17 protein-coding genes are annotated in these 20,163 nt (G+C 68.3%); 8 read left to right on the top strand and 9 right to left on the bottom strand.

Features of this window, described 5'->3' with window-relative positions; translation table 11 throughout:
* Window positions 1-48: 48 nt before the first annotated feature.
* The 4 genes from BM360_RS02755 to BM360_RS02740 form a co-directional block, all read right to left on the bottom strand.
* Window positions 49-798 carry a hypothetical protein gene (locus tag BM360_RS02755; RefSeq protein WP_242653284.1) on the bottom strand — a complete coding sequence of 250 codons (750 nt, stop codon included), beginning with the start codon at window positions 796-798 and terminating at the stop codon, window positions 49-51.
* Window positions 785-2,791: an adenylate/guanylate cyclase domain-containing protein gene (locus tag BM360_RS02750; protein WP_093310353.1), complete on the bottom strand. Its 2,007-nt coding sequence runs from the start codon at window positions 2,789-2,791 to the stop codon at window positions 785-787. Before BM360_RS02750 ends, BM360_RS02755 begins: the two co-directional genes overlap by 14 nt.
* A complete protein-coding gene (locus BM360_RS02745) occupies window positions 2,788-5,868 on the bottom strand; it encodes a CHAT domain-containing protein (protein WP_093310351.1) in 3,081 nt (1,026 codons plus the stop codon). The genes BM360_RS02750 and BM360_RS02745 overlap by 4 nt, the downstream gene beginning before the upstream one ends.
* A 231-nt stretch (window positions 5,869-6,099) precedes the next feature.
* Window positions 6,100-6,348 (bottom strand): hypothetical protein, encoded by a 249-nt coding sequence (locus BM360_RS02740; protein WP_093310348.1) that lies wholly within the window; start codon window positions 6,346-6,348, stop codon window positions 6,100-6,102.
* Between the two features lie 236 nt (window positions 6,349-6,584).
* Here BM360_RS02740 and BM360_RS02735 point away from each other — a divergent pair, with 236 nt between their 5' ends.
* Genes BM360_RS02735 through BM360_RS02725 form a run of 3 tightly spaced genes read left to right on the top strand, consistent with a single transcriptional unit; the run spans window position 6,585 to window position 10,972 of the window.
* On the top strand, window positions 6,585-8,855 hold the full coding sequence (locus tag BM360_RS02735) for a glycosyltransferase family 4 protein (RefSeq protein ID WP_093313647.1): 2,271 nt from the start codon (window positions 6,585-6,587) through the stop codon (window positions 8,853-8,855).
* Window positions 8,856-8,882: 27 nt separating this feature from the next.
* Window positions 8,883-10,163, top strand: coding sequence for a glycoside hydrolase family 130 protein (locus tag BM360_RS02730; RefSeq protein WP_242653283.1), 1,281 nt, complete (start codon window positions 8,883-8,885; stop codon window positions 10,161-10,163).
* A gap of 41 nt (window positions 10,164-10,204) precedes the next feature.
* Entirely contained in the window at window positions 10,205-10,972 is a 768-nt protein-coding gene (locus tag BM360_RS02725; RefSeq protein ID WP_093313650.1) for a glutaminyl-peptide cyclotransferase, read from the top strand.
* An 18-nt stretch (window positions 10,973-10,990) separates the two neighbouring features.
* Here BM360_RS02725 and BM360_RS02720 read toward each other — a convergent pair whose 3' ends face one another.
* Both BM360_RS02720 and BM360_RS02715 read right to left on the bottom strand, forming a co-directional pair.
* On the bottom strand, window positions 10,991-11,395 hold the full coding sequence (locus BM360_RS02720; RefSeq protein WP_093310345.1) for a GFA family protein: 405 nt from the start codon (window positions 11,393-11,395) through the stop codon (window positions 10,991-10,993).
* A 12-nt stretch (window positions 11,396-11,407) separates the two neighbouring features.
* Window positions 11,408-12,793 carry a M20/M25/M40 family metallo-hydrolase gene (locus BM360_RS02715; protein ID WP_093310340.1) on the bottom strand — a complete coding sequence of 462 codons (1,386 nt, stop codon included), beginning with the start codon at window positions 12,791-12,793 and terminating at the stop codon, window positions 11,408-11,410.
* A 99-nt stretch (window positions 12,794-12,892) separates the two neighbouring features.
* Here BM360_RS02715 and ettA point away from each other — a divergent pair, with 99 nt between their 5' ends.
* The gene (gene ettA / locus BM360_RS02710; RefSeq protein ID WP_093310335.1) at window positions 12,893-14,572 is read left to right on the top strand and encodes an energy-dependent translational throttle protein EttA; all 1,680 of its coding nucleotides are present in this window, start codon (window positions 12,893-12,895) and stop codon (window positions 14,570-14,572) included.
* Window positions 14,573-14,612: 40 nt separating this feature from the next.
* On the opposite strand, the gene BM360_RS02705 is transcribed toward ettA, so the two are convergent.
* Both BM360_RS02705 and BM360_RS02700 read right to left on the bottom strand, forming a co-directional pair.
* Window positions 14,613-15,467, bottom strand: coding sequence for an NYN domain-containing protein (locus tag BM360_RS02705; RefSeq protein ID WP_207544519.1), 855 nt, complete (start codon window positions 15,465-15,467; stop codon window positions 14,613-14,615).
* A 32-nt stretch (window positions 15,468-15,499) separates the two neighbouring features.
* Complete coding sequence (locus BM360_RS02700) at window positions 15,500-15,943, bottom strand: hypothetical protein (RefSeq protein ID WP_093310330.1); 444 nt, start codon at window positions 15,941-15,943, stop codon at window positions 15,500-15,502.
* A 102-nt stretch (window positions 15,944-16,045) separates the two neighbouring features.
* On the opposite strand from BM360_RS02700, the gene BM360_RS02695 reads away from it, so the two are divergent.
* The 4 genes from BM360_RS02695 to mazG all read left to right on the top strand — a co-directional run bounded on the left by BM360_RS02695 (window position 16,046) and on the right by mazG (window position 19,018).
* Complete coding sequence (locus BM360_RS02695; RefSeq protein ID WP_093313644.1) at window positions 16,046-16,822, top strand: TatD family hydrolase; 777 nt, start codon at window positions 16,046-16,048, stop codon at window positions 16,820-16,822.
* Window positions 16,819-17,583 (top strand): MBL fold metallo-hydrolase, encoded by a 765-nt coding sequence (locus BM360_RS02690; protein WP_093310328.1) that lies wholly within the window; start codon window positions 16,819-16,821, stop codon window positions 17,581-17,583. The genes BM360_RS02695 and BM360_RS02690 overlap by 4 nt, the downstream gene beginning before the upstream one ends.
* Complete coding sequence (locus BM360_RS02685) at window positions 17,580-18,185, top strand: retropepsin-like aspartic protease family protein (protein WP_242653282.1); 606 nt, start codon at window positions 17,580-17,582, stop codon at window positions 18,183-18,185. The genes BM360_RS02690 and BM360_RS02685 overlap by 4 nt, the downstream gene beginning before the upstream one ends.
* An 80-nt stretch (window positions 18,186-18,265) precedes the next feature.
* Window positions 18,266-19,018 carry a nucleoside triphosphate pyrophosphohydrolase gene (gene mazG / locus BM360_RS02680; RefSeq protein ID WP_242653281.1) on the top strand — a complete coding sequence of 251 codons (753 nt, stop codon included), beginning with the start codon at window positions 18,266-18,268 and terminating at the stop codon, window positions 19,016-19,018.
* A 4-nt stretch (window positions 19,019-19,022) separates the two neighbouring features.
* Here the strand turns inward: mazG and BM360_RS02675 are convergent, their stop codons facing one another.
* Window positions 19,023-20,135 carry a GGDEF domain-containing protein gene (locus tag BM360_RS02675; RefSeq protein ID WP_093310317.1) on the bottom strand — a complete coding sequence of 371 codons (1,113 nt, stop codon included), beginning with the start codon at window positions 20,133-20,135 and terminating at the stop codon, window positions 19,023-19,025.
* Between the last annotated feature and the right edge of the window lie 28 nt (window positions 20,136-20,163).

The following is a 20,163-nucleotide window of genomic DNA, read 5'->3' as shown; positions in this document are numbered from 1 at the left end:
ACCAGCCGGCCCGCGCCCGCTCAATCGCGGGGGGCGCAGCTTGGTCGCTCAGCCCGGCGTGCTCGTCGACGGGGCGGGCACCGCCACCGTTTCGATCAACATGTCGAGCTGGCGCTGGCACCCGCGCCGGATCAGCAGTGCGGCCACGCCATCCAGCGCGTCCGGCCGCGGCCCGACCACCGCGAAGTCGAGCGACACCGGCGCCGCCCCGCCGCCCCATGCGAGCGTGTAGCGGGATCCATCCAGCACCGGCAGGTTGGCCGGCCATGCCATCGTGGTCTGCCCCTCGGCAAAGGGCAGCTTCGCCTCGCCCTTGGGGCCGCTCACGGTGAGTTCCGCCGCCGCTCCGGCCGGGCGCCACAGGGTCAGGGTGCCGGCGTCCGCCACGCACACCGTCGCGCTGTGCGTCGAATCGACATACCAGACGTTCGGCGCCTTGGCGGGATCGGCCGGAACCGCGCCGCGCACCGCACCGATCCGCGCGCGCCGCACGCCACCTGCATCGGCGAGCGCTGCGACCCGGCTGGTGATACCCGGTGCCGAGGCGTTGGGCGGGGAAGAGGCGGTGAAGCTGCCCGGGCCCGCCAGCGTGCGCGTGCCGTGCGCATCAAGCAGGGTCACGCTGTCATTCGCCTTCAGCTCGAACTGCGCCGTATCCGCCAGCGGCTTGCCCGGCGGGAACAGCTTGGCCGACGGCCCGGTCGAGCGGACCACCAAAGTCGACGCCGTCGCCCCGGCGGGCGCGGCCAGCGCCAACGCGAGCGACGCGCCGCGCACGATCCAGTCACTGCAAGACAAAGCTTCCTCCCGGGCCGACCTGGCCTAGACGATAAACCAAATTGGCGAGCGCTGCATCGTCCGGCCGCGTGCCCGCAAGCGCCTCCAGCTGGAGGAGCGCGTTCCTGTCTCCCTGATCGAAGCAGGCGAGCAAGTCTGTGAGGGGGGTCACATGACCGTCATCGCCGTCGATCAACGGCTCGTGCACCTCGATCGGGGTCGATCGCCCGCGCACGCTGATCCGCCCCATCGGGCGAAAGCGCGTGCCGGTGACGCCCGCCACCGCCGGCCCGCTGACCAGCGCGCAGGTGGAGAGCTGCTTGTTCGCCGCCTCCAGCCGCGCCGCCAGGTTCATGCTGTCTCCGAGCGCGGTATATTGCAGGCGGCCTTCCCCGCCGAAATTGCCGACGATCGCCTCGCCGCGATGCAGGCCGACGCGCGTGCAGCCGATCGGCGGCGTGCCTTCCGGCGCCTCCCGGCGGAAGCGTTCGCCCGCATGCGCCATGGCGAGCGCCGCCTGCGCCGCGCGCTCGCCATCGTCGGGACGGGCGAGGGGGGCGCCCCAGAAGGCGACGATGGCATCGCCGACGAACTTGTCGATCGTGCCGCCGTGTTTCAGCACCGTTTCGGACAGAAGATCGAGGTAGCGGTTCAGCAGGCGCGCCACCGTTTCCGGAGGAATGGCATGCGCCAGCTTGGTGAAGCCCTCCAGATCGGTGAACAGCGCGTAGATCTCCCGCTTCTCGCCGTGCAGGGAGACGCTTGCCGGATCGCGCATGATCTCGTCGGCGATATCGCGCGGCAGGTATCGGCCGAGGGCGGATTGCGCGAAGCGGCGCTGGTCCGCCGTCACTGCCCGCGCCGCCGCCGCCGCGCCGGCATAAGCGATGGTCCAGCCAACCAGCCAGCCGAAGGCGGGCAGGCGATCCGTCGCGACGCCGGCATATTGCAGCACGAACGGCAGCAGCGCGATGAGGCACAGCTCTCCGCCCAGCAGCAAGACCGACCAGGGCGGCCGCAGCCCCGTCAGTGCGGTCGCTGCCGCCGCTGCAACGATGGCGAGCGCAGCGAGGGTGAGCAGCCAGCCCGACAGCGGGCGGTCCCACGCCGCGTCGAGCCGCTGCGCCAGCAGGCTGGCATGGACCTCGAGCCCGGCCATCGTCGCGCCCGTCCGCCCGGTCGCATCGGGGTAGCGGCTGGCGGGCACGGTGAAGCGATCCACATCGCTGATGTCTCCGCCGATCAGCACGATGCGCCCCGCCACCTGCTGGCGCAGCAGCGCCGCGGCACCCGGCGTCGCAAGCAGATCGATCGGCAGCGCGGCGAAGACGGGGCGTTGCGGATCGGCCGGCAGCCGATAACGGATCGCGCCGCGGGTTGCCGGCTCGCTCGCCCCGCCGACCAGGGCGTCCGCCATCAGCGGCGGCAGTCCGCCCGCCGGCACCGGCCAATGACGCATCGTGCCGTCATCGTCGGGCACGATCCGGATGGCGGCAGGGCGCACCGCAGGATTGCCGATGCGTCTGAGGAAGTCGCGCAGGAACGCTTCCTGCCACGGGCGCACATAATCGGGGCTCGTCGCGTTGGTGGCGAACGCTAGATAAGTGGGCGTGCGCATCCGGCGGAACGCATCGATCAACTCCGCGTCCTCCGGCTGCGCCTGATCGATCAGGATGTCGATGCCGATCGCACGCGCGCCGAGGCTGTCGAGTGCAGTCAGCGCACGTGCAAGGATCGCGCGATCGACGGGCGATCGCTTGCCGGTCGCCGCCAGCGTCTCATCCGTATAGGGGACGAGCAGGATGCGTTCATCCTGTGGCACGCGGGGCGCCGCCACGAAGGCGCGAGCGTCGTAAAGCAGGCGTTCGGCATCGCCGAAGAGCGGCATCGACCAGCCGGCCCGCGCCACCGCAAAGGCGAGCAGCAACACGCCGCAGGCCAGCGCCAGCCGGGCAGGGCCGATCTGGCGGACGGTCCGGCGGATCGCCGCCTCGCGCCCGTCGGGCAGGCTCACTGCGGCGCGCTCGCCACCTGCTGCGCGCGGCGGACCGGCTGGGCGCCGTCGCCGATCACGGCGAAGCTCGCCCAGTAGAAGGGGTGCGAGGTCTCCGCCTGGTCCATCAGCGCGACTTGGCCCTGCTGCAGCGCCTGCGCCACCGACGTGCCTTCGCTTGCCTGGAACAGCGCGCCGATCAGCCGCTCGGTCGCCTTATAATCGTCGGGCGTCGGCCAGTGCGTTGCCAGCACCGAGCGCCCGCCCGCACCGACGAAGGCCCGAACCAGCCCGTCCAGCGCCGTGCCGCCACCGGAGGTCACGCCCGTCTCGCGCGTGGCGGAAACAGTCGCCTCGCCCGCCGTATCGCAGGCGGACAGAATGACGAGGTCGGCATCCATCCGCAGATCGAAGATCTCGGCAAAGGATAGCAAGCCGTCAGAACCCTGTCCGCCGAACGAGGTGAGCAGGGCGGGGCGGGCAGGGCATTGCGGCCGCGGCGCGGTGACGAGGCCATGGGTCGCGAAATGGACGATGCGATAGTCCGACAGGTCGGGGCGCGCTTTCACCGCATCGTCGCTGAACGCAGCCCCCGTGACCACCGTGGAGCGGCCCGCGCCCAGCATCAGGCTGGCCGCTTGCAACTCGGTCGCGGCGATCGGCCGCTCCCACTGGGTCAGGGGCCAGGCGCAATCCGCCGCACCCGGCGCAGCATTGGCCGGCGCGAGGCCGTTCACCCGCGCAAAGGCGGAGACCGGCGCATTCTGGCCGAAGCCGATATAGTCGCGCCGCGCGGCAGAGGGCGGCAGGCGGCGCACGTCACGGAAGCCGCGGGCGGAGACCGCGGTCGAGATATCGGCGCGGCGGCCGAGCCAGGCGACACCGCGGAAGTCGAACTCGTCCGCACCCTTGGCCTTCTGCCGCGCGGCATAGGCGTCGACGCCCGCCTGTTCCCCGATCAGCAGCGAGAGCGGCAGCCGCAGCATGGCGCCGTCCGGCTCGAACACGATATGCTTGGCGGCGCCGACCTGCGCCTCGACGGGCGTGAACAGGTCGACATAGAGCTTGCGCGCGGCGGCCACGTCGAACGGGAAGGTGAGCAATTCGCCACTCTGCTGCTTGACGATGGAGTCGCGGAGGGTGCTCACCGCCTTGTCGAGCGCGGTGGCGCCGATGCCCGCCTGCCAGGCCGTCGCGCCGCCCGGCGTCACCAGCATCCCGTAGACCGCGTCGCCGACCGCGGCGAGCTTCACATAGGCCTCGTCCGGCCGCAGCACCGCGCGCAGCTCATCCAGCGTCAGCGGCGTGCCAGCCACGACGTTGTAGCGCGGGAAGGCGGCCAGCTTCGCCTGCGTGGCCAGCTGATCCTGGCCGAGCGCATCGATCTCGGCACGCAGTGCCGTCATCCGCTCCTGCGCCTCCCGCGGCAGTGCGGGCAGAGCGGCGAGGCGGGCGAGCTCAACCCGGCTGCGCTCCACATCGCGGGCGAGCGTGACGGATTGGCGGAACAGCCGCGCCGCCTCGTCGCTGCCGCCGGACAATTCGCGTGCCAGCACCGCCTGCGTATCCGCGACACCCGGGCGAACGAGCGTTTCGGCCGCCAGGAAGAAGTCGGCCGTCAGCGCCGGATTCGACGGCAATTCGCGCACCAGCAGCGCGAAATAGGGGGCGAGCAGGGTGCCCCCGGTCGTGCCGCCAGCCGTAGCCAGCCCGACGACGACCTCTCGGTACAGGCCCAGCGCGGCCGGCACCTGGCCGGTTCTGGCGAGAAAAGCCGCGAGCCGCGCCTTGCCGCCATTCAACGCCGCAGAGCCGGGATATTCGAGATCGAGCAACGCGATCGCCTGCCGCAGCAGCGCCTCCGCCCCGGCCCGATCCCCCGCGGCCTCGCGGACGGCCGCCTTCTCCGCCAGCGTTTGCGCACGCAGCCGGGCAATGGAGACGACACGGCCCTGCCGCACTGAAGACAATTGGCTCAGCGTGGCGTCGAACGCCGATTCGGCTTCCGTATTGCGGCCCTGCAGGCGCAGCACCGTGCCGCTCACCTGGCGTGCCTGCGCATCGAGGATGGCCGCCTTCTCCGCCGGGCTCAGCGCCACATTCTCGGTGACGCCGAGCTGGCGGGCGAGTGGCGCGCCGTTGTTGATCTCGGCCGCGGCATCCTCGGGTATGGTGTCGGGCAGCGCCGTGGCAGTCGCGGACGCGGCGAGCGGGCGCGCCAGCACCGCCTGCGCTTCGGCGAGCCGGCGACGAGTAACGAGATGCAGCGCCTTGAAGTTGCGCCGCAGCCGCAGTTGCACCGGATCGCTCGTCGGCAGGGCTTCGGCCTGCGCGAACAGCGACTCCGCCTCGGCAAAGTCGCCCATGTTCGATTTCTGCAATGCGCGGTTGATCAGATACTCGCCGTTCCGCCGCCGGTCCGCCTCGCTGCCCGTCCGCTGAAGCAGCGTGTCGAAGAACTCGGCCGATTCGGCGTAGTTGCCGCTATTGTTGCGGCGATAGCCCTCGGCCAGCGCGCTCTCGAGGTCGAGATTGCCCGCCTGAACGCGCGCGAAAGCGGCGGCATCGGCGGCATTGGTGGCGGCGACCGCGATCATGCCCGGCACCACGCGATCCTCGACGATGGAGCGCAGCGCCAGCTTCAGCGCCGGATCATAGGCCTCCAGTCCCTCGACCGCGTAGAGCGTTCGCCCGCGTGCAACCGTGTAGACGCGGTAACCCACATCTCCGCGGCTCATGCGGCAAGCGGCCTGCTCCGCTTCTGCCAGACCATCCAGCGAAGCCGCCGCCGATGAATGGCACGTTGCCGTCTCGCCCCGCAGAGCCGCTAGCCGCGCGCGGGGATCTTCCTTGCCCTGCCGCAAGGCATAGACACGGCCGACAGGAGCGGCAGCATCGCGGCACACCAGGGTCCACGCGCGATCGAACATCGTCTTGATCGCAGGATCGGCGCCGCGCGCCTGCACCTGGCACAGCACGCCGCCGGGATCGCCGATGCCGAAGCTGTCGGCCAGGCTCGGGCGCTCGGCTGCAAGCGCAGGTGCGCCCGCCAGCGCCGATGCCGTGCAAAGGATCGTTAGCCACCGCCGCACGGCCATTCCTGCCCCCTCATCGCAGAGTTCGGCAGCAACCGCCGACTCGCCGGCGGATCATTAACCGCCCGGCGCGCCGCAGCCATATGGCGCATGTCACACTCGTCGCGCCGATCCGCATCTTCGTCGGTGAGCGGGCGGGGCATTTGGTAGCAGCCCAAAACAGATCGGGCGCCGCTCCCGGATCGGGAGGGCGCCCGTTGCTTCGCGCTCGTCCGTTCGGACGAACGTTAAGTCTTACTGCGCGTTGTCGGCAGCGTCCTCGGCGTTGTCGGCCGCCGAATGCAGGTTGTCCGCCGCATTCTCGAGCGCCGCTTCAGTCGACTCGTTGGTCGCGTTGTCCGCGGCCTCTTCGAGCGCGTCGGCGCTGTTCTCGAGCGCGGAGGCATTCGCCTCAGCGGCGTTCTCGGCCGGGGTTTCGGGTTTGTTGCACGCGGCCACGGTCATCAGGCCGGCGGCGACGAGAACAAGGCCAAGCTTCTTCATTCGTGCTGCTCCATTCGCAAATCGAGGGCGCGGCCCGAACGCCGTCCCAGCGGCGCCCGTTAACACGGACATCTCTTCCGTCAACGTAGAAAACGGTGCCGGTATGGCTGGCCCACCTTGTTTCCGGTGCGACGCACCATGGTGCAGTGCAACCTTTCGCGGCGATGAACATTGTCCTGTTCGGGTGAGGTCGGCCCTCGTTCCAAAAAGCCGGCCGGTTCGGGCAAAGGATGGATATGACGCAAGCGCAGCAAGCGGGATCGGTCCGCCGGATCGCGATGATCGGCAATTTTCCCCCGCGACTCTGTGGCATAGCGACCTTCACGGCCGACACGCGCGCCGCACTGGTCGCGGCCTACCCCGACATTCCGGTCGACATCTATGCGATGAACGACCGTGGCGAAGGCTATGAGTATCCGCAGGATGTTGTCTGCACGATCGCGCAGGGCGAGCTGGAGGAATACCGGGCGGCCGCGCGGCGGATCAACGACAGCGGCGCCGATGTGCTCGTCGTGCAACACGAATATGGCATTTTCGGCGGCAATGCCGGCAATCTTCTCCTCCGCCTGCTCGACCGGGTCGACCTTCCGGTCGTCGTGGTGCTGCATACGGTGCTTGAGAACCCTGACGTCGATCAGCGCACCGTGCTGGACGCGCTGGCGCGGCGTGCGTCGCGCCTGATCGTCATGGCGCAGAAGGGGCGGGACATTCTTGCCCGCGTGCACGGCCTTTCGCCCGATCGCATCGCGGTGGTGCCGCACGGCGTGCCAGACCGGCCGTTCAAGACGACCGCCGCGATGAAGGCGCGCTTCGGCTTGTCCGGCCACACCGTCCTGCTCACCTTCGGCCTGCTGTCCCCCAACAAGGGGATCGAGACGATGATCCGGGCCTTGCCCGGCATCGTCGCGCGGCAGCCGGACGCACTCTATGTCGTCCTCGGCGCCACGCACCCGCACCTCGTTGCGCGTGAAGGCGAGGCGTATCGCGAGAGCTTGGCCGCGCTGGCGGAGGAGCTGGGCGTTGCGCAGCACCTTCGTTTCATCGACGGGTTCGTCGCCCAGGACGAGTTGCTCGATCATCTCGAAGCCGCCGACGTCTACGTTACGCCCTATCTGAATGAGGCCCAGATCACGAGCGGGACGCTGTCCTACGCGGTAGCGATGGGGAAGCCGGTCGTCTCGACACCCTACTGGCATGCAGTGGAGCTGCTGGGCGATGGCACGGGGCTGCTGGTGCCGTTCGGCGACAGCGTCGGTTTTGCGCAGACGATCGGCGATCTGCTGGCCCATCGCGCCAAGCTCGACACCTATCGTCGCCGGGCCTGGGATGCCGGGCGCGAGATGACGTGGGAAAAGCTGGCCCACGCCTACATGACCATCTTCCGCGATGCCGTTGCGCGCCGCCCGGTGCGCATCGCGCCCCGCCAGCACCGGCCCAGCCTCATCGCTCCCGACATGGGCGGTGTCGAGCGGCTGACCGATGGCTGTGGCATGATCCAGCACTCGATTTTCGCCGTGCCGGATCGCAACCACGGTTACTGCGTCGATGATAACTGCCGTGCGCTGATGCTGATGCACCGTCTCGACGGCGAGCAGGCCGGGCGGGCAGACGCGCTTGCGACCATCTATGCCGCATTCGTCCAGCATGCCTGGAACGGCACGGCCGGCCGCTTCCGCAACTTCATGGCCTTCGATCGCAGCTGGCTTGAGGAGGTCGGCTCCGAGGACAGTTTCGGCCGTTCGCTGTGGGCGATCGGCGACACCGCAGCGAAGGCTCGGCGGCCGGAGCTGCGCCGCTGGGCGCTGCACCTGTTCGATCAGGTGGCGCCGCACAGCCTGGCGCTGACGCATCCGCGCAGCTGGGCCTTCTCGCTCTTCGGCGCCGATGCCCTGCTGGAGGAGCATGCCGGCCACACGCTTGCGCTCAGCCTCGTGCGCGATTTCGGCGAGCGTCTGCATGCGCTCTACCGGAACAATCGGGAGGATGGTTGGCGCTGGTTCGAGCACTGGCTGTCTTACGACAATGCTCGTCTTGCCGAGGCGCTGATCCGCGCCGGTCACCGGCTCGATCGACCCGACATGGTGGCGGACGGGATCGAGGCGCTCGACTGGCTGGACGGCGTCCAGCGCAACGATGCCGGCCAGTTCCGTGCCGTGGGTACCGAGAGCTTCGGCCGCCGGCAGGATGTCTCGCTTCCCTGGGACCAGCAGCCGTTGGAGGCCTGGGCGACGATCGATGCCGCGCTGACCGCGCATGAGGCGACCGGCGATGCGCGCTGGCTCGACACCGCGATGACCGCTTATGCCTGGTATGTCGGGGAGAACGACCTCGGTCTTCCCATGGCCACGTTCGGCGACGGCGGCTGCTATGACGGGCTGATGAGTGACCGCGCGAACCTGAACCAGGGTGCCGAATCGGTGCTTGCCTTCCAGTTCGCCTGTTGCGCCGCTGCGAAGATCACGGCACGAGTGAGTGCGGAGCCGCTGCGCGAGAGCGCAGCCGGCTGAGCGAGTTCCGTCCGGGCGGAGGGGTGTTTGTTCGACGTTATTCACGCACCCCTGCGGTTGCAGGCCGATGCGTCTCGGGTGGTGGTGCGCCCGTTCCATATCGCGATCGAGCCATCGGCAACGCCCGGCCGCCCCGGCCGGGTGCGGCGCATCGCCGACTCAGTCCTCGCCATGGACGAGGGCACCGCGGAGGCTGAGCTCGAGCTCGTGCTGCGCGACTTCGAGGCGCGGCATTGGCAGACCCGCAACGTCTTCAATGCGCGCTATGCGGTGATCGAGACGGCGCTCGGGCTGGATGGCGCAAGCATCTCGCCGATCAAGCAGCAGCTGATCGGCGCTTACTTCTGCCACGAATATAGCTACGCGGCGGCCGCTTTGATGAACCCGTCGATCGTCGCCCATCCCGACCAGTCGGGGCTGAGCGAGGGGGCGACGCGGATCGCCATGTCGCTGCGCGCGGTGGGGGAGGGACACATCTCGTCCGTCGCCTTCCGCGAGGGCATCCTGGGTCCGGGCCCTGTTTTCGAACTGATGCCCGAACCACCCTTCGCGACCGCTGCCGACAGCGCGCGCGAGCTGGAGGCCGGCGCCGTCGAGGTGCATCGCAACCGTGACAGCTCGCTGTCGGGAACCGTGCTGTTCCCGATCACCGCGTCGCAGCGCAACGGGCTGGAGGATCTCCGCCTCGTCCGCTTCCAGCATGACGACGGCTCCTATGAGTGGCTCGGCACCTACACGGCCTATTCGGGCAGCACGATCCGATCCGAACTGCTCCGCACGCGTGATTTCCGTGCGTTCACGCTCGGGCCGATGGGCGGCCCGGCATCGCGCAACAAGGGCATGGCGCTGTTTCCGCGGAAGGTCGGCGGCCAGTATCTGATGATCGGCCGGCAAGATGGCGAAAATGTCTTCCTGATCCGCTCCGACCGGCTGGATCAGTGGGGTGAGGGCGATCTGCTCGTCACGCCCGAATATCCGTGGGAAATGGTGCAAATGGGCAATTGCGGTTCGCCCATCGAACTGGACGAGGGTTGGCTGCTGCTGACCCACGGCGTCGGCGCGATGCGCAAATATTCCATTGGCGCGGTGCTGCTCGACAAGGATGATCCCGGCAAGGTGATCGGCCGCACGACGCAGCCGGTGCTCTCCCCGATCGACGAGGATCGCGAGGGCTATGTGCCGAATGTCGTCTACACCTGCGGGGCGATGCGGCACGGCGATCTGCTGTTCGTGCCCTACGGCGTCGCGGACAGCTCGGTCGCCTTCGCCTTCGTTCCCATCGCCGGTCTGATCGCCTCGATGCGCTGAGCCGCGTGACGGCGGGCAGGGTGGTGGGTAAGACGGGCGCCATGATCGCGCTCCGCAGCCTCGCTCTTGCCCTCACCCTTGTCGCCGCACCGGGTGCCGCGCGGCTGCCGGTAGCCAAGGCCGTGGTGGTGAAAGCCTATCCGCACGATCCGGACGCCTTCACCGAAGGGCTGTTCATTCGTGACGGCCGTTTGTTCGAAAGCACGGGCCTCGAAGGTCGCTCGGACATCCGCGAAGTCCGGTTGAGCGATGGCAAGGTTTTGCGCCGCGCCGCCATTCCGCCGGCCTTGTTCGGCGAGGGCATCGTCGATGCCGGCAACGAGATCCTCAGCCTGACCTGGCGGAGCGGCATCGGCTTCCGCTGGTCGCTCGACGGGTTCCGCAAGCTCGGTCAGTTCCGCTACCCCGGCGAGGGCTGGGGCATGACGCGGCTGGGCGCTGACGTCGTGATGTCAGATGGCACGCCGACATTGCGCTTCCTCGATCCGAAAACACTTGCGGAACGGCGTCGCCTGACCGTCACCGCCGAGGGGCGCCCCTTGCGCAACCTGAACGAGCTGGAGCTGGTCCGCGGCGAGATCCTGGCCAACGTCTGGCAGACCGATCTCGTCGCCCGCATCAGCCCCGCCACGGGCAAGGTCGTCGGCTGGATCGACCTGTCCGGTCTTAGCCGGCCTGCCGCCGGGCCATATACCGACATGGTCGCCAACGGGATTGCGTGGGACGGCAAGCGCGGCCGGCTCTACGTCACGGGCAAGAACTGGCCGCAACTCTATGAAATCAGGCTGGAGCCCGCCGGCGAGCGCTGACGATCGCCCGTCAGGCGCTCACATGCCGGGATAACGCTCGAACGCCGGCAGCGCGTCCAGGTCCGTCATCCAGGGAAGCCGCTCGGCCACCTGGATGTGGGCGCCGGGGGGCATCGATGCCGCATCGTCTAGCGTGGCCGACTGAATGTCGATCAGGCCGGGCAGCACCGCCTCGTTGATGTAGAACAGGCCTGTGCCGCACGCGCCGCAGAACTGGCGAACGACATCGGCCGAGGGCTGGAACGTCGTCGGCGAACCGGTGACCCGCACCTGCGCGCGTTTGAAGGCGAGCCAGCCGACCACCGGCGCGCCCGCGCTCCGTCGGCAATCCTCGCAATGGCATAGAGCGTGATGCTCCGGCGCTCCCTCTGCTTCGTAGCGTACCGCGCCGCAGCGGCAGCCACCCGTCACCGTCTCCGTCATGTCCGCTCCCCTTTAGTGGGCTGCCGTCGGCGGCACCGGCCCGAGTTCGGTCGCGTCGTTCGCCACGATCGCCAGCAGGGTCGTCCACGCCGCCACATTCTGCTGCAGTTGCTTAGGGTCAATCTTGTCGAGCGTGTCGTCCGGCGTGTGGTGCAGATCGAAATAGCGCGTGCCGTCCTGCTGCAGCTCGAACGTCGGCACGCCGGTTGCGGAGAGCGGGCCGATGTCCGATCCGCTCGCCGCGTCGGTGGCGCCCGCAACGATCCCAAGCGGCGCCAGCGCCTGCGCGAGCCGCGCCGCGACCGGCACGCCCGCAGCGCTCACCTTCGCGTCCAGCCGCCACACGCGGTCCGCCCCGAAATCCGATTCGGCGATGGCAGCGTGCTTGTCGCCGCGGTGCGCCGCCAGATAGGCCCTGCCGCCGACAAGCCCGATCTCCTCCGCTCCGAACCACACGACGCGGATGGTGCGGCGCGGCTGGCCGGCATCCATGATCCGCTTCGCCGCGGCGGCGGTGATCGCGACGCCCGCCGCGTCGTCTATGGCGCCGGTGCCGAGATCCCAGCTGTCGAGATGGCCACCCACCAGCACGATCCCGGCCGAGGGATCGTAGCCCGGCACTTCGGCGATCACGTTGCCGGAGGTGCGCTTGCCGACGAAACGCGGCGTCACCGTCAGCTTCAGCCGCACCGGCGCCCCTGCACGGGCGAGCACGCGTTCCAGCTGCTCCGCATCCGGCACGGACAGGGCCGCCGCCGGGATCGGCTTCGCGCCCTCGCCCCAATCCTGCGATCCGGTGTGCGGGTTGCGATGTCGGTCGGTGCCGATCGAGCGGATCAGGATCGCCGCAGCGCCCTTGCGCGAGGCGATGGTCGGTCCCTGCCGACGGATGCGGCCGACGGGGCCGTAGCTCGATCCATCCTGCATCGCGGCCATGCGATGCGTGACGAAGACGATCTTGCCCTTAACCGCCGAGGCCGGCGCCGCCTCCAGCGCCTCAAGGCTGGAGAAGCCGATCACTTCACCGGTAAAGCCCGCGGCCGGAGTTGCACCGCTGTTGCCGAGCGCGGTGATGGTGAGCGGCTGAGGAAAGGGCGCAAGGACCTCCGCACGCTCCTCGCCGCGGACCCAGCCGTTGATCGGGAAAGGCTCGACCCGGACGTTCTTGAAGCCGAGCGCCGTCAGCCGCGCGACCGCCCAGTCACGCGCGCGCGCCTCCGCCGCGCTGCCCGCCGCACGCGGCCCGACCTCGGTCGTCAGCGCCTCGGTCAGCTCCCACGCCAGTTCGTCCTTCAGCGCCGCATCGCGGAGCGCGTTCACATCCGGGCCGGTCGGCAGCGGCGGCACTGCGGCTGCGGCGGTGGCGATCAGGGCGGCGAGGGGGAGGAGGGCTCTCATGCCCTTGGGCTAACGCTCCGCACGCTGTTTGCCAACGCCCGCGCGAGCCCCTACATCGCGCGCCGACATTCCCGCTTCTATCTGTTCCCGGAGATACACGTGGCCGCCCAATACGCCTTCGTGATGAAGGACATGACCAAAACCTTCCCCGGCGCGCCCAAGCCGGTGCTGAACAAGATCAGCCTGCAATTCTATCATGGGGCCAAGATCGGCATTGTCGGCCCGAACGGCGCCGGCAAGTCGACGCTCATGAAGATCATGGCCGGGATCGACAAGGATTTCTCGGGCGAGGCATGGGCGGGCGAGAACGTCACCGTCGGCTATCTCGCGCAGGAGCCGGAGCTCGATCCCAACAAGACGGTGCTGGAGAACGTCAAGGACGGCGCGCGCGATGTGGCCGACATGGTCGATCGCTTCAACGCCATCTCGGCCGAAATGGGCGATCCGAAGGACGATACCGACTTCGACGCGCTGATGGAGGAGATGGGTACGCTCCAGGAGAAGATCGACGCCGTCGATGGCTGGACGCTGGACAACCAACTCGAGATCGCGATGGAAGCGCTGCGCTGCCCGCCCGGCGACTGGCCGGTGACGAGCCTGTCGGGCGGTGAGAAGCGGCGCATTGCGCTGACCCGCCTGCTGATCCAGAAGCCCTCCATCCTGCTGCTGGACGAGCCGACCAACCATCTCGATGCCGAGAGCGTCAACTGGCTGGAAAACCATCTGAAGGAGTATCCGGGCGCGGTCTTGATGATCACGCACGATCGCTACTTCCTCGACAATGTCGTCGGCTGGATCCTCGAGATCGATCGCGGCAAGTACTTCCCCTACGAAGGCAATTACTCGACCTACCTGGAAAAGAAGGCCAAGCGGCTGGAGCAGGAGGAGCGCGAGGAGAGCGGCCGGCAGACCGCCATCCGCAACGAGCTGGAGTGGATCCGGCAGGGGCCTAAGGGCCGCCAGACCAAGTCCAAGGCGCGTATCGCCAAGTTCGACCAGCTGGTCGAGGCGCAGCAGAACCGCGCGCCCGGCAAGGCGCAGATCGTCATCCAGGTGCCCGAGCGGCTGGGCGGCAAGGTGATCGAGGTGGAGAACGTCTCCAAGTCGTTCGGCGACAAGCGCTTGTTCGAGAACCTGTCCTTCACCCTGCCGGCCGGCGGCATCGTCGGCGTCATCGGCCCGAACGGCGCGGGCAAGTCGACGCTGTTCAAGATCCTCACCGGACAGGAGACGCCGGACACCGGCGAGGTCGGCATCGGCACCACCGTGCGGATGGGCTATGTCGACCAGAGCCGCGACCATCTCGATCCCAAGAAGAACGTCTGGGAAGAAGTGTCCGAAGGTCACGACTATGTGAAGGTCAACGGCCACGACATGTCGACCCGCGCTTACGTCGGCGCGTTCAACTTCAAGGGCGCGGACCAGCAGAAGAATGTCGGCAAGCTTTCGGGCGGTGAGCGCAACCGCGTCCATATCGCCAAGATGCTGAAGCGGGGCGGCAACGTGCTGTTCCTCGACGAGCCGACCAACGATCTCGACGTCGAGACACTGGGGGCGCTGGAGGAAGCGATCGAGAATTTCGCAGGCTGCGCCGTGGTCATCAGCCACGATCGCTTCTTCCTCGACCGTCTCGCCACGCACATCCTCGCGTTCGAGGGCGACGGCCATGTCGAATGGTTCGAGGGCAACTTCGAATCGTACGAGGAAGACAAGCGCCGCCGCCTCGGCGACGCTGCGGATCGGCCGGGTGCGGGCGCTTACAAGAAGCTGACGCGCTAACCCTTGTTGCTGCGGTAATCGGCGGCGCTGCGTGCGCCGATTACCGCAGCCGCTTGACGAAGGTGTTGCCCTCGCGCTGTTCCGTCTGGAAGTTCGGGATCGCCTTCATCAAGTCCGCCAGACGGCTGTAGCCGTAGTTGCGGACGTCGAAGCTGGAGCGATTGCCCGCAAGCTGCCCCATGGCGGACAGGCTGGCCCAGCCGCGGTCGTCCCGCTTCGACGCATTGTAGGCGTCGACCAGGAGCTTCAGCAGCTCCGCATCCAGCGGGCGCACGCGCGGGCTGATCGGGACCAGCATGTCGGCGGGCAGGGGGATGTCCGCATCCTCTTCAGGCTCGGCCGAGGCCGTCGCCGCTGCCGCGCCGGCTGACTTGCGCGTCCGGCGCGGCTTGGGCGGCGCGGCGGGCTTCTCCGCCACGTCCGCGGCCGGTTCGCCGGGCTCCGCCGGCGCGATCGCGGCGACGTCGATGAAGCGGGTGCAGGCCTGGCGGAAGGGTTCCGGCGTTTTCGCGGTACCGAAGCCGTAGACGGGCACGCCCTGCTGCTTGATCCGCATCACCAGCGGCGTGAAATCGCTGTCCGACGACATGATGCCGAAGCCGTCCACGCGACCGGAGAAGAGCAAATCCATCGCGTCGATGGTCATCTTCATGTCGGTCGCGTTCTTGCCCTTCGTCAGATCGAACTGCTGATAGGGCTCGATCGCGTGGCGCAGCGTCATCTTCGCCCAGGATGTCAGCCCGGGCTTGCTCCAGTTGCCGTAAACGCGGCGGATGTTCACCGTGCCGAGCTCTGCCAGCACGGTGAGCACCGGGTCGATCGACCGGAACGATGCGTTGTCGGCGTCGATCAGCAGCGCGACGTTGCGGGAGGAGGGCTTGTCCATCTGCGCCATAGACCCTGCGCCGCCGCCTGCGTCCAGCCGCTTCAGTAGAAGTCGGCGACGTTCGGCGCCGGCGCATCGCAGGCACGTCGATAACCCTTCTTGCAGGCGCGTACCTGTTCGCGCCACGCCGCCATCGCGTCGGCATAAGCGATCTGCTGGCGGGCGTAGCGGGCGTCGCTGCGGTTCACCGCCCGATCGTGGCGGGCGAGAGCGACCATATAGGCGTCGCGGTCGGCGCGATATTGTGCTTCGGCCGCAGCGTCGCGCTGAACGGTCGCCCCGTTCACGGCGGTGTTCAGGTCCGCCGTCACGGGCGCTTCGGCCGCGTTGACGGCATCGGCGCGGGCCGATGGCTTGTCATAGCCTCGGTCATACGGCAGCTCGCGCGTCGGCGATGTCGGTCCGTTCGGCGGCACGCTGGTCTGTGACAAGGCGGGAACGCTGACGACGGCGAGCATCGCGAACGGGATCATGCTGAGGCGCATCGGGCGGCTCCATAGCTGTTACATCTCGCGAACGAACGGCATGGGTGCGCGAACCGTTCCAAGCCGGGTGACGTGGAGGCGGGGAGCCCCTATTTCGTGACCATGTTCGCCGACAGTCACTGCCACCTGAACTATGCCGGGCTCGCCGAGCGCCAGTCCGAGGTGCTTGCCGCCGCGCGCGCCCGCGGGGTCGACACGATGCTCAACATCTCCACGCGCGAGCGGGAGTGGGGCGATGTCGTCGGCACGGCGGACCGGGAAGCGGGCGTGTGGGCCTCTGTCGGCATCCATCCGCACGAGGCGGATGCACATCCCGAGATCGACGCGGCCAAGCTCATCGCCGCCGCGGCGCACCCCCGCGTGGTGGCGATCGGCGAGACCGGTCTCGATTACTATTACGATCATAGCGACCGTGAGCGTCAGCAGGCGAGCTTCCGCGCCCATATCGCCGCGTCGCGGGAAACGGGCTTGCCGCTGATCGTCCACACGCGCGATGCCGAGGCGGATACTGCTGCCATCCTGCGGGATGAGATGGGGCAGGGCACCTATCCCGGCGTGATCCACTGCTTCACCGCCAGCGCCGACTTCGCCCGAACCGCGCTCGATCTCGGCTTCTATATCTCGCTTTCCGGCATCGTTACGTTCAAGAATGCCAAAGACTTGCAGGCAGTCGCTGCCACTATCCCCGAAGATCGCCTGTTGATTGAAACGGACGCACCCTTCCTCGCGCCCGTGCCGAACCGCGGCAAGACGTGCGAACCCGCCTACGTCGCAGACACGGCGGCCTTTCTGGCGCGTCTGCGCGGTACTTCTGTCGATGAGCTGGCAGAGTCGACCCGTGGCAATTTTTTCGCTCTGTTCGCCAAGGCGGCGGCGTGAAGGTCCGCATCCTCGGTTGCGGCACCTCTTCCGGCGTGCCGCGGATCGGCAATGATTGGGGCGACTGCGATCCTGCCAATCCGCGCAATCGCCGACGGCGCGTGTCCATCCTTGTCGAGACCGGGACGACCCGCATTCTCGTCGATACGGGTCCGGATCTGCGCGAACAGCTATTGGATGCGCAGGTCACCGCCGTCGATGCGGTCATCTGGACGCACGACCATGCTGACCACTGTCACGGCATCGACGATATTCGACAGCTATTCCATGCCCGCGGCGCACCCGTGCGCGGACTGGCACGTCCGGCGACGTTGGAAGGATTGACCGTCAAATTCTCCTACGCCTTCGCTGGCAAGGAGGGGTATCCACCGATCGCGACGATCGAGCCCTTGCCCGATCGCGTCGTCATCGGCGACATCGAGGTCGCCGTGGCCGACCAGCCGCACGGCGCGATCAGCTCGGCCGGGCTGCGCTTTGCCGCAGGTGGGCGAAGTATCGCTTATGCGACCGATTTCAACATGATGACGAGCGACATGCATGCTCTTTATAAAGGTGTCGACCTCTGGGTGGTCGATGCCTTGAGAACGCGTCCGCACCCGACGCATCCGCATCTGGCACAGGTACTCGGCTGGATCGAAAGCGTTCGGCCCTCCCGCGCAGTTCTCACCCATATGGATCAATCGATGGATTATGCCGCGCTCGCTGCCTCGCTGCCGGCGGGTGTGGAGCCCGGTTATGACGGGCAGGAGATCGCGTTGTGATACAGCCGATCACCTCCAACGACGGTGCGGCCGCGGTTGGCATCCTATTGTGCCTCGTACTGGTCGGCAGCTCGCTGGCTGCGCGGCGGGTGCCGCTTGGGCCGGCGATCCGAATGGTCGTGGCCTGGGTAGCGATCTTTGGCGGTGTGGCCTTGCTGTTCGCCTGGCGACCCGATCTTGCCGATCTGGGTCGGCGTGCGCTGGTGGCGGCAGATCCGGCCTCTGGCACCGTCAGCGGCGGCACGCTCCGTGTCCGGCTTGCCGCAGACGGTCATTATTGGGTGCGCGGCACGGTCGACGGCGCACCCGTGCGCTTTCTGATCGACAGCGGCGCGACGACGACGGCGTTGTCGGCGCGGACTGTGGAAGCAGCCAAGCTGAAGCGGACGGGTGGTCTGCCGATCTATCTGCGAACCGCCAATGGCGATGTCGCGGCGGAGCGCGTGCGCGTGACGGAACTGGTGGTCGGACCGATCACACAGCGCGGCTTGCCGGCGGTCACCGCAACCGCGTTTGGCGATCTGGACGTTCTCGGCATGAATTTCCTGTCCGGGCTCAAGCGGTGGGGCGTGGAGGAAGGTGTCCTCGTTCTCACGCCATGAAACAGCCGGCGTTTACATAATGCGTATTATCAGTCTATTGGCGCTCGACCTCTGAGCGGCCAGAACCCGGGAGTGACCCGATGACGCGCAATCCTGCCATGGCGCTGGATCGCCTGCTCGCGATCATGGCGCGGCTGCGCGATCCGGAGACCGGCTGCGAATGGGACCGCGCGCAGGATTTCGCGTCCATCGCGCCGTACACCATCGAGGAAGCCTATGAGGTCGCCGACGCGTGTGCGCGCGGCGATCTGGCGGATTTGCGCGACGAGCTTGGCGATCTGCTGCTCCAGGTCGTTTTCCACGCGCGCATGGCGCAAGAAGCCGGTGCCTTCGCCTTCGCCGATGTGGCGAACGCGATTGCCGACAAGATGGAGCGCCGCCACCCGCACATCTTCGGCGATGGGACTTCGGCCGGCTGGGAGGCAATTAAGGCGGCCGAGCGCGCGGGCCGGTCCGATCCGAGCGCGCTCGCCGGTGTCGCGCTGGCTCTGCCCGCGCTTGCCCGGGCGGAGAAGCTGCAGAAGCGTGCCGCGCGCGTCGGCTTCGACTGGCCGGATGCGTCCGGCCCGCGCGCCAAGCTGATCGAGGAGATGGAGGAGGTCGACACGGCGGCAGACGCGGCGGGACGGCACGAGGAAGTGGGCGACCTTCTGTTCGCCGCGGTCAACTGGGCCCGCCATCTCGGCGTAGAGCCCGAAGCGGCGCTGCGCGACGCGTCCGCCAAGTTCGAGCGGCGTTTCCGTGGAATGGAGGCGCTCGACTCCGACTTCGCACGCAAGCCGCTGGCCGAGCAGGACGCCTTGTGGGACCGGGTCAAGCGGACCGAGCGTTGATCGCTCAGGCGACGCGTTCCAGCATTACCTCGCGCCAGAAACGCGTGCGGCCGCGGCCGGCCCGCTTGGCGACATAGAGCGCGTGGTCCGCGCGGGTCATCAGCCGATCCGGATCGCGCCCGTCCTCTGGCGCCAACGCCACGCCGATGCTCGCGCCAATGCGGCCCTGCCCCGCCACGCTCACCGCCTCGCTCGTGCGTGCGGCGACGAGCCCGGCCTCGGTCGCGCCGCCCGGTACGATCAGCACGAACTCGTCGCCGCCGATGCGGTGCGCCGCCCCGCCCTCCACCTGAGCCAGTGCAGCGCCGACCGCCTGCAACATCGCATCGCCAGCGGCATGGCCATCCCGATCGTTCACGCTTTTGAAGCCGTCGAGATCCAGGAACAGCAGAGCGAACGCCCCCGGCGCATCACAACGTGAGCGGAGCGTTTCCACCAGTTGCGCGCGGTTCGGCAGACGGGTCAGCGCATCCGTCGCGGCCAGTCGCGCCGCCTCAGCGCGTGCGAGCAGCATCGCCAGCAGCGTGCGGTGATTCTGGACGGTCAGCGCTGCGGTGCCCGCGACGATCAGCAGCAATTGCAGGGCCGCCGGCCGGATCGCCGGATCGGGCGCCGTGGCGAGACCGGCAGCCGCCAGCAGCCCGACCGCCGCCATGGTAGCCAGACCCAGCCGAGGAAATGCCGCCCAGCGCGAGACCAGCCCGCCAACCAGCCCCATCACCGAAATCGTACCGATCAGCGCCAGCAGCGGCGCGCCCGAGCGGAAGCAGAAGAAGGCGCCGATCCCGAGCAGGCCGAATATGGCCAGGCTCAGCCCCATGACACGCCGCACCTCCCATTCCGGCGCGGGCGCGTCTGCCGGCTCGTAGCGGATCGACAGGAACAGGCGATAACCGATCAGCAGCAGATCCAGCGCCAGCCAGCCGATCGCCCAGGGATTGCGCAGCAGCAACGCCGCGCTCAGGCTCATCAGGCCGATCGCCGTGGAGGACAGGATCAGCGCCGGACGCCGTTGCAGCACCGTCTGGAGCAGCTGCGCCCGAATCTCGTCGGGCTGATCGGAGGCGATCAGTCGATCGAGCAGCCGTGAGCCCCAACGCTGATGTGCAATCCCCATCGCGCCCGGTTAGACCGACAAGGTTTAT

This window comes from Sphingomonas jatrophae (assembly GCF_900113315.1).
Classification (GTDB): Bacteria; Pseudomonadota; Alphaproteobacteria; order Sphingomonadales; family Sphingomonadaceae; genus Sphingomonas_P; species Sphingomonas_P jatrophae.
The sequence above is the reverse complement of the archived record's forward strand: the minus strand, read 5'-3'. Positions and strand labels throughout refer to the sequence as shown.

Excerpts from the sequence above, each read along its gene's own strand:
- BM360_RS02745 (WP_093310351.1), bottom strand. The coding sequence starts at position 5,868 with ATGGCCGTGCGGCGGTGGCTAACGATCCTTTGCACGGCATCGGCGCTG.
- BM360_RS02740 (WP_093310348.1), bottom strand. The coding sequence starts at position 6,348 with ATGAAGAAGCTTGGCCTTGTTCTCGTCGCCGCCGGCCTGATGACCGTG.
- BM360_RS02735 (WP_093313647.1), top strand. The coding sequence starts at position 6,585 with ATGACGCAAGCGCAGCAAGCGGGATCGGTCCGCCGGATCGCGATGATC.
- BM360_RS02725 (WP_093313650.1), top strand. The coding sequence starts at position 10,205 with ATGATCGCGCTCCGCAGCCTCGCTCTTGCCCTCACCCTTGTCGCCGCA.
- BM360_RS02720 (WP_093310345.1), bottom strand. The coding sequence starts at position 11,395 with ATGACGGAGACGGTGACGGGTGGCTGCCGCTGCGGCGCGGTACGCTAC.
- BM360_RS02715 (WP_093310340.1), bottom strand. The coding sequence starts at position 12,793 with ATGAGAGCCCTCCTCCCCCTCGCCGCCCTGATCGCCACCGCCGCAGCC.
- BM360_RS02705 (WP_207544519.1), bottom strand. The coding sequence starts at position 15,467 with ATGGCGCAGATGGACAAGCCCTCCTCCCGCAACGTCGCGCTGCTGATC.
- BM360_RS02700 (WP_093310330.1), bottom strand. The coding sequence starts at position 15,943 with ATGCGCCTCAGCATGATCCCGTTCGCGATGCTCGCCGTCGTCAGCGTT.
- BM360_RS02695 (WP_093313644.1), top strand. The coding sequence starts at position 16,046 with ATGTTCGCCGACAGTCACTGCCACCTGAACTATGCCGGGCTCGCCGAG.
- mazG (WP_242653281.1), top strand. The coding sequence starts at position 18,266 with ATGACGCGCAATCCTGCCATGGCGCTGGATCGCCTGCTCGCGATCATG.
- BM360_RS02675 (WP_093310317.1), bottom strand. The coding sequence starts at position 20,135 with ATGGGGATTGCACATCAGCGTTGGGGCTCACGGCTGCTCGATCGACTG.